Genomic DNA, 13,012 nt, shown 5'->3' on the forward strand with positions numbered 1-13,012 from the left:
AAAAAACTAAAAATAGACCAAGTAACCTTATTTATAAAGATGAATATTCTTTATGATTTTTTATTATCTTTTAATTACAAAACATATAGATATTTAAGAGTATAGTATGTGGGCTGATAAATGCAGGAAAAAGTTCAGCTATGAATAAACACAGTCATTCCGAAGCTGAAGCTTTAATTGAAGTCAAAAATTTAAGTTTTAACCGAGGTGAACGCGTTATCTACGATAATGTGAGTTTGCAGATTCGTCGTGGGCAAATTACCGCAATCATGGGACCATCTGGAACGGGTAAAACAACCCTGTTACGGCTCATTGGTGGTCAGCTTAGCCCAGATGCTGGTGAAGTACGACTTGATGGGAAAAACATTGCTTCGATGTCACGTAATGAGCTTTTTGCTGCACGTGCGCGTATGGGGATGTTATTTCAGAGTGGTGCGTTATTTACCGACATGACCGTCTATGAAAATGTTGCTTTTCCAATTCGCGCACATACAAAATTACCAGAAAATTTAATTGCTGAGTTGGTGGCACTAAAATTAGAGTCGGTTGGTTTGCGTGGTGCTGAAAAGTTAATGCCCGCAGAACTTTCTGGCGGGATGAATCGACGCGTGGCGCTTGCTCGTGCGATTGCGCTTGACCCAGACTTGATTATGTATGACGAACCCTTTGCTGGGCAAGATCCGATTGTGATGGGGGTTTTGACCCGATTAATTCGATCATTACGTGATGCTTTAGATCTAACAACAATTATTGTTTCACATGATGTTGATGAAACATTATCAATTGCTGACTATATTTATGTTGTGGCTGAAGGTAAGGTGCAAGGCGAGGGGACACCTGAGCAATTGCAACAACACGCTTCTCCATTTGTACAGCAATTTTTAACAGGTTCAGTTGAAGGTCCTGTTGATTATCAATTTAGTCATCAAGCCTATTTAAGTAATGAGGTTAGTTCATGAATGCTATTGCCTTATTGGGTAGACGCGTTCTAGAACGTGTTCAGGGCATTGGTGTTGCAATGCTCATGTTGTTGCGCATTTTATTCTCTTTGCCAACAATACTTGGTGTAAAACTTTTCATTTATCAGATGTATCGAGTAGGCGTACTGTCTTTATTGATCATTGCTGTATCTGGTCTGTTCATCGGTGCAGTACTCGGTTTGCAGATGTATAACATCTTGGTCACTTTTGGTAGTGAAGCAATGTTGGGTGCGGCTGTGGCTTTAACCTTGTTGCGTGAACTTGCGCCTGTTGTGGCTGCCTTACTTTTTGCTGGTCGTGCAGGTTCTGCTTTGACCGCAGAAATTGGCTTAATGAAGGCGACTGAACAATTATCCAGTATGGAAATGATCGGTGTTGATCCGTTAAAGCGCGTGATTTCTCCACGTTTATGGGCGGGTATTGTCAGTTTACCGATGCTATCTGTGATCTTTGCTGCGATTGGTATTATGGGCGGCAAAATGGTTGGAGTTGATTTTCTCGGCGCAGACGAAGGCTCGTACTGGAGTGGTATTCTGAGTAGTACTCAGTTTATGAAAGATGTGTTTAACGGGACCATCATAAAAAGTTTAGTATTCGCTTTAATTTGTACTTGGATTGCGGTGTATCAAGGTTATGCTTGTGAACCAACATCTGAAGGTATCGCAACATCTACGACACGTACTGTTGTGTATTCATCGTTATGTGTTTTAGGTTTTGATTTCGTGTTGACTGCGGTCATGTTCGGAGGTGTTTAATGAAATCACGTGCTAGTGAGCTGACCGTCGGTATTTTTGTCATCATTTTTGGTCTCGCTCTGTTCTTTTTAGCTATGAAAGTGAGTGGCTTGGTGGGTACAAACTTAAAAGATAGTTATGAAATGACTGCAACATTCGACAATGTGAATGGTTTAAAACCGCGTGCCAAAGTGACCATGAGTGGTGTTAAAATTGGACAAGTTGACGCAATTACACTTGATCCTGTGACACGTCATGCAACGGTTAAATTCGATTTAGATGGTTCATTGACAACATTCAATGCAGAACAGTTGAAAAAAGTAAAAGAAAATGCGCTAGGTGATTTACATTACAGTGCTGACTATCAGGCTGCGACACCTGAGAAACAAAAAGAAATGGAAACGCAACTGTTAGGTAACATGAAATCCATCACAAATATTGATGAAGATGCTTACATAATGGTCGCAACCAATGGTCTTTTAGGCGAAAAATATTTGAAAATCGTACCAGGTGGCGGCATTAACTACATTAAACGTGGTGAAAGCATTGAAAACACCCAAGGTACGATGGATCTAGAGGATTTGATTACTAAATTTATTACGGGTGGTGCAGGAAAATCATCAACTGGCGCATCGGAAGCTAAAGATGCATCTGCATCCACTGAAACAACTGATGCTCAAACTTCATTTGTTGAATAGGCATTAGAGGAGTTATTGAAAATGAACATGCTGTTAAAACAAACTTTTACTGCAACTATTTTAGCAACTATGGTGGCGACTGCCGCTCAAGCTGCTCCAGCAGAAGCACCACCAGCATTTGTTAAACGTGTTGCTGATGGCCTGATTTCACGCTTAAAAGCAGATCAAGGTAAATTGCAAAACCCTGCTACTGTTAAAGCGATTGTTCGCCAAAACCTTGATCCTTATGTCGATGGTCAAGCGTTTACACGTATTGTGATGGGAACTTATGCAAATAGCAGTACTCCTGCTCAACGTGCGCAATTTGAACAAAACTTCCGTAATACTTTGATTGAGAATTATGGTAGCGCATTTGCAAAGTATTCAAATCAATCGTATTCAATGCGTCCGTATAAGGCAACCAACAGCAAGTTTCCTGTCGTTACTTTAGACTTCAATAACAATGGCGAAAAGATCCCTGTATCTTTCCAATTGTCTGATGCAGGTAGCCAATGGAAAGTACGTAATTTGAATGTGTCTGGTATCGATCTAGGTTTGCAATTCCGTAACCAATTTGCTGCGAACGTGCAACGCAACGGTGGCAATATTGATAAAGCAATTGCAACATTCAAGCCTGATGCAGACGCTGCTGTTAAGAAGTAAGCTCATAACATAGATAGGTGCAAGCGAGTGATTGAATTTAAAAATCAGGAATTATATGTTAGCGGTAAAATTGCTTACGAGAATGCTGAAAGCTATTATTTAAATGGTTTGAGAGCGATTCAAAATGAGAAAAATTTTCCAATAACTGTGAATCTATCACAGCTTGAACATGGCAGTACCCTTGCTTTATCTGTGTTTGTGCAGTGGTTACGTCAAACATCAAATCTTCAGGGGCTGCAGTTTAAAGCAGTGCCTGAAAAGATGATGAAAATTATTCAAGCTTGCCATTTGCAAGATGACTTGAAATTAATTTAGCATATGCAAGATTGATGTAAAAAAGCACCTAAGGGTGCTTTTTTATTGACTAATGGATTTTGAACGATTGTAAATCTCAACACAATCCAACAGAAGGAGTGGCGTATTTAAATCCATTTCTTCCATCTAAAGTAAGCCAAAGGCCCTACAAAGAAAGCAATTAAGATGGTAATCACCACATAAAAGCTCCAGTGGCCATGGGCAAATGGCAGAATTTCAGTGTTCATCCCATAAATACTGGCAATCAACATCGGTGGCGCAAGCATACTGGGTAAGATGGAGAAGCGACGAATGGTATCGTTCTGTTCAGTGTTAATAAATCCAGAGGTGGTATCAAGCAAGAATCGTACTTTTTGGAACAAGAACGCATCATGTTCGACAAGTGAGCGGACATCCTCACTCAACTCTCGAATATCTGCATCATAGATATGACTCCCCAAGGCACGAGGACGGGACAGAAAGGTCAAGACACGACGTAAGTCAATCAGACAAAGTTGCGCTTTTCCAAGCATATCTTCCTTTTGTGCTAAGCGGGTAATCATGTCATCTAAGTCTAAAATCATTTCACGATGACGTACGTTGAGGACTTCTGTGGAATATAACTCTAAGTCTTTGTGGATATCTTCTAAGATATCCGCAAGCTCATCTAGCTTTGCTTCCAATAAGCCTAAAAGAATCCATGTCGGATCTTTGTATTCAATTTCATAGTCATTACGGCGTGCGCGTGCGCGAAAGGCACGAAAGGCAACCAACTTTTCACCACGTAAGGTAAATAAGCGGTCTTTATGCAAAATGAACGCAACCGTTTGCACATTGGCAAGCATGTTTGAAGTATCTTCGGGATCGCCTTCAACTTGGTAATTTTTATTTTTTGTTAAAAAATAAGTACTGATATGTAGAATCCCATCATCATCACGGTAGAATCGTGCAGAGGATGAAATGTCTTCTAAAGATTTAAGAGTTGGTAGATTTTGCTGGTAAGCATCTAAAACCCATTCTTGTTCTTCTTGTGAAGGTGCAATGAGGTCAACCCATACCAATTCAGGGTGTAGGTCGAATCCACCATTAATTGTTGCATCTTCTAAGCTACCGCGCTCAGTGGCGTAAAAGGCTTCAAGCATTATGTCTTTTCTCCCTTGCGCAGTGTGGTGTCAATTTGATGTGTGTATTTTAGACAAGGATTTTAGGAAAAACACTCATTACATTGCTGTTTTGTAAAAAAAATCTTGATTGGCCGTCTGCATTTTTAGCATGACAAAATTAAAGTTAGGTTAAATTTATGAATTCTATTGCTATTTTTTGTGGTTCATCATTAGGTACGGATCAAATTTTCGCTGATGTTGCGGAGCTGACTGGTGAAACAATCGCCAAGCAAGGGAAAACTTTGGTCTATGGTGGTGGCCGTTCAGGGTTAATGGGTATTGTTGCTGACAGCGCTTTGGCAGCAGGAGGCAAAGTGATTGGTGTGATCCCTCAGGGATTGGTGGATCGTGAATTGGCACATCCAGATTTGACCGAGCTGTATATTGTTAAAAATATGCATGAACGTAAAACAAAAATGTCTGAGCTTTCTGATGGCTTTATTGCATTGCCTGGTGGAGCAGGAACCATTGAGGAAATTTTTGAGCAATGGACGTGGGCGCAATTGGGAATTCATTTAAAACCTTGTGCATTTTTAAATGTTGAAGGTTTTTATGATGATTTATTGAAATTTATTCAACTTACGACAGACAAAGGCTTTTCTAAAGCACGTTTTACAGATCAGTTGATTGATTCTGCTTCGATCGAAGAAATTTTGACTCACTTTAATCACTATCAAGCGCCAGAACCAAAATGGGGTGTGAAAGAACGTGAAGAATTGGTGAAATTAGATCAAGCAGATCGTAGATTTGGTTAAAAACTAAAACACAATATATTGTTTTTAAATTTATTACTGTCACAATATATTGTGTTTTTTCTATTTTTAAAACTTATGAATGTAATTACTGTCGCGGCAGCTGTGATTTTGAATGATAAAAATCAATTGCTCTTGGTGAGAAAGCAAAATACACAATTTTTTATGCAGGTTGGTGGAAAGCTTGAGCCCAATGAACCACCTGAGCAGACCATGTTGCGTGAGATTTTAGAAGAAATTAGTGTTCAAGCAGAGATTACTCAGTTTATTGGGCGTTTTGAAACAAAAGCAGCCAATGAAGCAGACTTTCAATTAGTGAGTTATCTCTATCAAGTTGACGTAGAGCAAACACCAAAAATTAATGCAGAAATTGCTGAAATGAAATGGATTGATTTGGATGATGCGCAAACGCTTTTAGCGCCATTGACCAAAGAGATCGTGATCCCATGGTGTAAAGCAAATTTAATCCATTCATAATTTTTACGATGTTTGCTTCTCTATGTTTGTATCGCTAAGCGATAATGGAAATTTATAGAGCTGCAGCAATACAAGCAATATAAATTTTCTGGCATCCTAAGTTTTCTAAAGCATGGGTTAAAGCATGAATTGAACTACCTGTGGTCACGACATCATCAATAATCAGTATTTTTTTAAATTTTCGTTTTTCTGTTTTAATTATTTTAAATTGATATTCAATATTTTCTAAGCGCTCAATTCTGCTTAGCCCTTTTTGTGAATGTTGTGCTTCTCGAATTACAGGTTGCCATACGGGGATGTTTAATTGTCTTGCCATGATTTTAGCGATAATTAGCATTTGATTGTAGCCACGTTCTTTTAAGCGATCATTAGAAATGGGCATAGGAACAATGGCCTGAATTTTAGGTAAGCTTAAATTTAATAAACTTTGTGCTAATAGATTTTGATAATGCAGTTGTTGTTCATATTTATAGACTTGGATAATGCGATCTATTGGGAAGTCATAACGATGAGCACAAAGAATTTTTTGTTGATGCCGTTCAATATATTGCTTATACCACGGAAGCTGTGCCCAACAATCATTACAGAGAGAATGCTTTTTTTGTTGATCTATCCCGCAAAGTAAGCAAGGGGAAATGCTTTGAATGCTTTTATGGAGAAGTTGATTGATAAATTGGAGCATGGCCTGTTCTATTCTTATTTGTTATTAATTTCTCATAGTGAGCTAAATAGATCAACCCAAGATTTTTTAAGCTTGATAACACTTAAACTTGATATATTCATAGGATTGCAACCTTCATATCATTAGGCGGAATTAATCAAACATCCGAGCTAAGACACTTATGCATGGATGTTTATATAGATCTTTATACATAGGCATATCTTGGCGCTTCAGGTAACCACCGTTTTAATAAAGCTTCAGCATTTTCTGGAGCATCTTTCAGGACTTGGCTGGCAACATAATGCGCTTGATTAAGTAAATGATCATCTCGTTCTAACTTGGCAACACGGAAACCCAAATCTCCTGTTTGCTTGGTCCCCAGTAATTCACCCGGTCCTCGAATTTCCAAATCTTTTTCTGCAATGATAAAACCATCATTGGTTTCGCGCATGATACGTAAACGCTCTTGGCCATTTTGTGATAAGGGATGCTTATAGAGCAGGGCGCAAAAACTTGCGGTTGCACCACGACCGACACGGCCACGTAACTGGTGCAACTGAGAAAGCCCTAAGCGCTCAGCGTTTTCAATCACCATAATGGAAGCGTTTGGGACATCAACACCGACTTCAATGACTGTTGTTGCAATCAGCAGTTGTAATTCATTGTCTTTGAATTGTTGCATGACCAATTGCTTCTCATCGGCTTTCATTTTCCCATGAACTAAGCCGATATTAATATGCGGAAAGCGATCTTTAATCTCTTGATAGGTGGCTTCTGCGGCTTGAGCATCGAGAGTTTCTGATTGTTCGACCAGTGTACAGACCCAATATGCCTGTTTACCTTCAGCACAGTTCATGGTTATACGATTCAAGACTTCTTCACGTCTATCAAGAGGAATCGTGACTGTTTGAATGGGAGTACGTCCAGGAGGCAATTCATCAATCACTGAAGTATCTAGGTCGCCATAGGCAGACATTGCCAGTGTGCGAGGGATTGGTGTTGCTGTCATGACCAATTGGTGTGGTGTGGTGTTATCCACGCCTTTATTACGTAAAGCTAGACGTTGATCTACCCCGAAACGATGTTGTTCATCAATAATCACGAGACCAAGTTTGGAAAATGTAACATTGTCCTGAAATAGAGCATGGGTACCCACCACAATATTGGCAGTTCCATCCTTAATGGTTTGTTCAGCCGCAGCGCGTGCTTTGCCTTTTTGTTTGCCTGAAAGCCATGACACATTTAAACCGAGTGGCTCGAACCATTTCTTAAAATTGATATAGTGTTGTTCAGCTAAAATTTCAGTCGGTGCCATCAGTGCGACTTGCCAGCCTTCTTCCAAAATATGACAAGCCGCAACACCTGCAACCAATGTTTTACCTGCACCTACATCGCCCTGAACCAGTCGTAACATGGGTTTGTTTTGTTTTAAATCTTTGGCAATTTCATTTGATACACGTTTTTGTGCATTGGTCATTTCGAAAGGTAAGCTTGCCAATAAGGCTTTTGCAAATTTTTTACTGGTTGAAAATGCTGGCGCTGCAATTTTTTGAATATAAGCACGTCGGGTTAATAGGCTGATTTGATGTGCAACCAATTCTTCAAAAATTAAACGTTGTTGAGCAGGGTGAGAACCTTGTGAAAGTTGTAGCATATTGGCATTTACAGGAGGGTGATGAATATACTCCAGCGCCTGTTTAAGCGCATAACCATTGGTGAATTTTTCAGGTAATAACTCAGGTAAAGCATCAGCGTGTTGGTTTAAAGCTTGCTTAACGTATTCACGTAATTTGGGTTGAGTTAGGCCTTCGGTAGCAGGGTAAATTGCTGTCAGTTGGGTTTTAGGGAGTGCTGTATGTTCAGTAATTAACTGGATCTCAGGATGGTAAAGTTCAAGGCCACGAGCGCCAACACGGACTTCCCCAAAAATTCTTAAACGATTACCCGCTTTAGCACGATCTGTGAGTGCTTTATAGATATGATAGAAGCGTAAAGTAACCTTGCCAAAATCATCCTGCAATAAAATCGCCATCGATTTGCGTTTACCAGGTGGCATATCGATTGATCTGACCACGCCTTCCATGAGATAACTACGACCGACTTGTAATTGGTTCATCGGAATGATCGTGCTACGATCTTCATAATCACGTGGCAAATGAAACAGCAAATCATCAGTGGTGAAAATATTTAGTTTTTCAAGTAAAGCAGCGGCGGCATTGCCAACCCCTTGCAATTGATGGACGGCAGCCATGTCCCCTCAACTTAAGTTTGATTGATTTTGAAAATCGGTTTCGAAGAATAGGTCGTGTAATGCATATTCTATTTATTGGTTATGGTAAAACATCGCAACGTGTTGCCAAACAATTATTTCAGCAAGATCACCAAATTACCACAGTTAGCCGCAGTGCGAAAGATGATGATTTCGCACAACATTTGATTCAAGACATTCAACAACTCGATTTAGCGCAAATTCAGCCTCTCGATGTGATGTATGTATTGCTCGCACCAACTCGAAATTCTCCGCTAAGTGATATAGAAAATTATCAACAAACCTATGTAGATTCGGTGCAGCCAATTGTGAGGGCTTTAAAAGGCCATCCGCTCAAAAGAATTATTGTGGTTTCATCGACACGTGTTTATGGAGAAAACTGTGGTGAGCGTATTGATGATGAGTCAACGCCTATTCCAAGTGATCAACAGGGTCAATTGTTATTGGCAATGGAACAGCGATGGCAACAGGCTTATCCATCTAAATGTGTGATTGTGCGTCCAACTGGAATTTATGGCACATCCGTTGCTCGTATGGTTAAACTTGCAGAAACCACACGAAGTTATCCCAATATTCATTGGTCAAATCGAATCCATATAGATGACCTTGCACATTTCTTAGCGCATTTGCTTCACGTGGAACATCCAGAAAAATCATATATTTGTACAAATAATCAACCAAAACCTTTGCATGAGAAAATTTTAAATCTTCAGCGCGAGTTGAATTTGCCAGAGTTGGTTTTGGAAAGCGAAAAGGAAACAGGTAAAAAAATTTTTGCGGAGAGGATGGTTGCAACAGGATTTAAGTGGGTACATCAAAATTGTTATATTGATTATGAGCAAAAATTATTGTCAGAATACTAAATTAAATTAGCGAGACTTAAGTGGAAGATATTATTTATATTAAAGATTTTTTAAAAGATAACCATAAATTATTTGCTCTTTTAAATAGAAAAATAATATGGGATGAGCGTATGACAGCACGTAAAACTGCGAGTTTTGGTAAATCTTATAATTATTCTCAAATGTCATATCCTGAAGCTCCTTTTTTGGGTGAAATAAGACCGATTATTGATTTAATTAAAGAGACTTTGAGTTTTGAACCAAATAATTGTCTTGTTAATTATTATATGAATGGTCAAGCGCGTATGGGATGGCATTCGGATCAAACAGATGTCCTTGTTTCGGGAACTGGTGTTGTGATTATTTCTTTAGGTGGTGAGCGGATTTTAAAATTTAGAAAAATAAATGCTTATGAGGTAACTTCTGAGTATTTGTTGTCATCTGGCAGCTTAATTTATATGAGTCAGCAGATTCAGGAGGAATGGCAACATTGTATTCCAAAATCAAATATTGAACAGGCTAGAATGAGTCTGACGTTTCGGAAGCTACTGTAAAATTTAGTCAGCAGATAAGTTGTTGGTGAGGCTAGAGCCTAAAAATAGAAATAATAAATTTAATTGATGAAACAGTTATTTTTTCGTAGCTAGATATACCACACTAGAATCTGAAAATTATAAATTAGTTCGTAGAGTCTTAGGATTATTCAATCATTGAGGTCTTGAGAAGTTCCCTCTCCTTGCAGGAGAGGGTTAGGGAGAGGTAATCATCCCAACCTTCTCCCAAAGAAAAAAAGCACTTTAAAGCTTTTATTTTTTCTTCCGTTTTAAACGCTTCTTGGCTTGTTGAGCGGCTAAAGCATCTAAAGCTTCTTTTAACTCCTCATCTGTAAATGAGGTGATATGGTGGAGCATTTGCAAAGTTACATCATCAAGCACCAAATTGGCATATTGTGCAACATTTCTAAACTGCTCATCAAAAACAATGGCATGGTCTTCATTGGTTTTGATATAGCCTTGTTCAGTTAAGACTTTCATAAAACTTTGGAATAACGCTTTATCAAAGAACTCAGGTGAGTTGAACTCATACAATACAGATAAACGTTGTCCAACCAAGTGACTTAATTCTTCAACTTGGCGAATAGAGATATTCCCAGAGCCACGTTGAGTAATTAAAGCCAGCGTCATGTAATAACGTTCAAGACTTTGACGTACTGGAGCAGCCAAAACAGCCAATTGATTATGGTCTTCTGAGTTTGGCGCAGGGCTGAAAATAAAATCTTCATCATCGACAAAAATTAAATTCGCTTGAGCCAAAGCATCGACATATTCAGTCACTTGAGCCTTGATTTCACTATCTTTCCATTTTAAGAACAACTCTGCTTTTAAGAATGGATAAAGGGTGCGAATCACATTGAGTAAATCAGACTTACTGATCTTACCATTATGTTCCACCAATGCTGCGACCAACGACGGTAAAACAAAAGCGTGCAAAATGTTATTGCGGAAGTAAGTCAGTAAAATGGCTTGATTATCTTCAATGGCAATAATATCGCCAAGGACGTGCTGAACACGTTTAATCAATTTTAACTTCATACCATAGGCAATGATTTCTTTACCTGATAATGGCGTGACCTGAGTGCGGCTATCATAAGGATTTGCGGTTAATAACTTGCGATATGTATCAAGCTGTTTAATGCAGATTTCTTCATCAAGTGTGTGTTTTGGTGTTGCCAATAAAATCAGTGACAATAACGAAACAGGGTTGATCACCACAGCACGGTTGATATTTTCCAGAATAGCATTTGCCGAGCTGGTTACTGCATCTGAGACTTCTTGTGGGATTGGATCATCATTATGTTCAATGGTGATTTGATCAGCGCCATGTGCTTTGAGTAAGTCATCTAAGAAAACAGGCTCACCAAAATTGACATGCACTTTACCAAAAATACGCTCAATTTTTTTCAGGGTTTGCAAGATTCCCCAAATGGATTCAGCTTCTTTTGGCTTACCATTCATTTCGCCGACATAAGTTGCGCCTTCCATCAAGCGCTCATAACCGACATAGGTTGGGATAAAGACAATTGGTTTGGCACGGCCGCGCAAATGACCATGTACCGTCATTGCGAGCATGCCAGTTTTCGGGGGTAACAAACGTCCAGTTCGTGAACGACCACCTTCGATAAAGTATTCAAGAGGTGTGTTTCTAGATAGGATGCTAAATAAATATTCTTTAAATACCGATGTATAAAGTGCATTGCCACGGAATGAGCGACGGATAAAGAATGCACCGCCTCCACGCAGTAATTGACCGACAAATGGCATGTTAAGATTATCGCCAGCGGCAATATACGGCACCATCAAGCCACGTTTATAAATCACATAAGACAATAACAAGTAATCGATATGGCTACGGTGACAAGGTGTATAAATCACTTCATAGTCTTTGACTAACTCACGCACAGTATTGAAGTTATGTACTTCAACGCCGTCATAAAGTTGTGTCCACAGACGAGTCAAGGCCATATCTGCAAAGCGTACAGCAGATGCAGAATAGTCGGATGCAATTTCGTTTACAAAACCAATCGCTTTATGTTCAGCATCTATCATGCTGATTTTTGAGCGAATACTTTCTTTACGAATCGCATCTTGTACATCAGGGGCTTTAATCAGTGATTGCATGACATTACGGCGATCAGATAAATCTGGACCGAGAATGACCTCACGCTGACGATCTAAGTAGTCATTTAATTGATTGACAATATAAGTGGCTGGTGAAATATTGGGATGAGCAATTTTCGCATGATCCACTAAAGCTCTAAGTGATTGCGCTTCATGGAATTCAAGGAATGACTGTCGACCATGTAAACCAATGTTCATCAACTGTTTAACTTTACTTGGCGTTGCCCAAGTGTCGGTAAATAACAGTTTAAACCAAGAGTCTTCTTTATCTGGTGAACGTCCCCACAGTACTGTGACAGGGATTAATTCAATATCTAATTCAGCATTTTGATCAAGTGATTCAATCAGTCGAACTAAACGCGGCGGATAAGCATGCGTAGGCGGATTAAAATAATTGTTTTCATCTTGGTGTTGTAAAAATAAAATCGCTGCTTTTTCGCGACTATTGCCAATCATTAATGGGTCAAGTGCAGGAGGAAGCTGCAAACGACGTGTTTCACCATCAACAACTAAAGCGTTACTTCGTGAGTAATTCTGTAGAACATAGCAGACAACTTTTTGAGTTGTGGGCTGAATGAGCTCAGAATTTTCAGTTGAAGGGTCTAAAGGTTGAGCTTCTGTAGGAACCTCTCCAAGAACATGTGGTGTTACCACAAGGTCAAGTATTTTACTCGAAAGTCGACGATACATTTGACCAAAGCCACTCTTGGACATAAATACTCCTAGCCAATGGTGAATCACGCAATAAAGCGGATAAAAAATATTTTCTGTAATTAAAGCACAGAACAGTATGTCATTTTCTGACAAACTGCATGTAGCTTG

The 13,012-nt window shown here is 39.2% G+C and carries 13 protein-coding genes; 9 read left to right on the forward strand and 4 right to left on the reverse strand.

Features of this window, described 5'->3' with window-relative positions; genetic code table 11:
• Positions 1-140 precede the first annotated feature (140 nt).
• Genes AC2G3J_RS01860 through AC2G3J_RS01880 form a run of 5 tightly spaced genes read left to right on the forward strand, consistent with a single transcriptional unit; the run spans position 141 to position 3,369 of the window.
• Complete coding sequence (locus AC2G3J_RS01860; RefSeq protein WP_004725631.1) at positions 141-959, forward strand: ABC transporter ATP-binding protein; 819 nt, start codon at positions 141-143, stop codon at positions 957-959.
• Positions 956-1,735, forward strand: coding sequence for a lipid asymmetry maintenance ABC transporter permease subunit MlaE (mlaE, locus tag AC2G3J_RS01865; protein ID WP_004725633.1), 780 nt, complete (start codon positions 956-958; stop codon positions 1,733-1,735). The genes AC2G3J_RS01860 and mlaE overlap by 4 nt, the downstream gene beginning before the upstream one ends.
• Positions 1,735-2,412: an outer membrane lipid asymmetry maintenance protein MlaD gene (gene mlaD / locus AC2G3J_RS01870; protein WP_244014196.1), complete on the forward strand. Its 678-nt coding sequence runs from the start codon at positions 1,735-1,737 to the stop codon at positions 2,410-2,412. Before mlaE ends, mlaD begins: the two co-directional genes overlap by 1 nt.
• A 21-nt stretch (positions 2,413-2,433) precedes the next feature.
• Positions 2,434-3,054, forward strand: coding sequence for an MlaC/ttg2D family ABC transporter substrate-binding protein (locus AC2G3J_RS01875; protein WP_004725637.1), 621 nt, complete (start codon positions 2,434-2,436; stop codon positions 3,052-3,054).
• Between the two features lie 27 nt (positions 3,055-3,081).
• Positions 3,082-3,369 (forward strand): toluene tolerance protein, encoded by a 288-nt coding sequence (locus AC2G3J_RS01880; protein ID WP_336953480.1) that lies wholly within the window; start codon positions 3,082-3,084, stop codon positions 3,367-3,369.
• A 107-nt stretch (positions 3,370-3,476) separates the two neighbouring features.
• Here the strand turns inward: AC2G3J_RS01880 and AC2G3J_RS01885 are convergent, their stop codons facing one another.
• Positions 3,477-4,490, reverse strand: a complete 1,014-nt coding sequence (locus AC2G3J_RS01885; RefSeq protein WP_004725641.1) for a magnesium and cobalt transport protein CorA — start codon at positions 4,488-4,490, stop codon at positions 3,477-3,479.
• A gap of 158 nt (positions 4,491-4,648) precedes the next feature.
• Here AC2G3J_RS01885 and AC2G3J_RS01890 point away from each other — a divergent pair, with 158 nt between their 5' ends.
• On the forward strand, positions 4,649-5,266 hold the full coding sequence (locus AC2G3J_RS01890) for an LOG family protein (RefSeq protein ID WP_419327711.1): 618 nt from the start codon (positions 4,649-4,651) through the stop codon (positions 5,264-5,266).
• Positions 5,267-5,341: 75 nt separating this feature from the next.
• Positions 5,342-5,740: an NUDIX hydrolase gene (locus tag AC2G3J_RS01895; RefSeq protein ID WP_056512162.1), complete on the forward strand. Its 399-nt coding sequence runs from the start codon at positions 5,342-5,344 to the stop codon at positions 5,738-5,740.
• Between the two features lie 52 nt (positions 5,741-5,792).
• Here the strand turns inward: AC2G3J_RS01895 and AC2G3J_RS01900 are convergent, their stop codons facing one another.
• Together AC2G3J_RS01900 and recG are read right to left on the reverse strand one after the other, a co-directional pair.
• Entirely contained in the window at positions 5,793-6,422 is a 630-nt protein-coding gene (locus AC2G3J_RS01900) for a ComF family protein (RefSeq protein WP_483770588.1), read from the reverse strand.
• A 184-nt stretch (positions 6,423-6,606) separates the two neighbouring features.
• Positions 6,607-8,652, reverse strand: coding sequence for an ATP-dependent DNA helicase RecG (recG, locus tag AC2G3J_RS01905; protein ID WP_336953484.1), 2,046 nt, complete (start codon positions 8,650-8,652; stop codon positions 6,607-6,609).
• 59 nt (positions 8,653-8,711) lie between these two features.
• On the opposite strand from recG, the gene AC2G3J_RS01910 reads away from it, so the two are divergent.
• Positions 8,712-9,533 (forward strand): NAD-dependent epimerase/dehydratase family protein, encoded by an 822-nt coding sequence (locus AC2G3J_RS01910; protein ID WP_483770589.1) that lies wholly within the window; start codon positions 8,712-8,714, stop codon positions 9,531-9,533.
• A gap of 20 nt (positions 9,534-9,553) precedes the next feature.
• A complete protein-coding gene (locus AC2G3J_RS01915; RefSeq protein ID WP_336953486.1) occupies positions 9,554-10,066 on the forward strand; it encodes an alpha-ketoglutarate-dependent dioxygenase AlkB in 513 nt (170 codons plus the stop codon).
• A gap of 252 nt (positions 10,067-10,318) precedes the next feature.
• On the opposite strand, the gene plsB is transcribed toward AC2G3J_RS01915, so the two are convergent.
• Positions 10,319-12,904, reverse strand: coding sequence for a glycerol-3-phosphate 1-O-acyltransferase PlsB (gene plsB, locus AC2G3J_RS01920; protein WP_336953487.1), 2,586 nt, complete (start codon positions 12,902-12,904; stop codon positions 10,319-10,321).
• Positions 12,905-13,012: the final 108 nt, after the last annotated feature.

This window comes from Acinetobacter legionensis (genome assembly GCF_057165765.1).

Coding starts and splice junctions, on each gene's coding strand:
- AC2G3J_RS01895 (WP_056512162.1), top strand. CDS start 5,342: ATGAATGTAATTACTGTCGCGGCAGCTGTGATTTTGAATGATAAAAAT.
- AC2G3J_RS01885 (WP_004725641.1), bottom strand. CDS start 4,490: ATGCTTGAAGCCTTTTACGCCACTGAGCGCGGTAGCTTAGAAGATGCA.
- recG (WP_336953484.1), bottom strand. CDS start 8,652: ATGGCTGCCGTCCATCAATTGCAAGGGGTTGGCAATGCCGCCGCTGCT.
- mlaE (WP_004725633.1), top strand. CDS start 956: ATGAATGCTATTGCCTTATTGGGTAGACGCGTTCTAGAACGTGTTCAG.
- AC2G3J_RS01890 (WP_419327711.1), top strand. CDS start 4,649: ATGAATTCTATTGCTATTTTTTGTGGTTCATCATTAGGTACGGATCAA.
- mlaD (WP_244014196.1), top strand. CDS start 1,735: ATGAAATCACGTGCTAGTGAGCTGACCGTCGGTATTTTTGTCATCATT.
- AC2G3J_RS01910 (WP_483770589.1), top strand. CDS start 8,712: ATGCATATTCTATTTATTGGTTATGGTAAAACATCGCAACGTGTTGCC.
- AC2G3J_RS01900 (WP_483770588.1), bottom strand. CDS start 6,422: ATGCTCCAATTTATCAATCAACTTCTCCATAAAAGCATTCAAAGCATT.
- AC2G3J_RS01860 (WP_004725631.1), top strand. CDS start 141: ATGAATAAACACAGTCATTCCGAAGCTGAAGCTTTAATTGAAGTCAAA.
- AC2G3J_RS01875 (WP_004725637.1), top strand. CDS start 2,434: ATGAACATGCTGTTAAAACAAACTTTTACTGCAACTATTTTAGCAACT.
- plsB (WP_336953487.1), bottom strand. CDS start 12,904: ATGTCCAAGAGTGGCTTTGGTCAAATGTATCGTCGACTTTCGAGTAAA.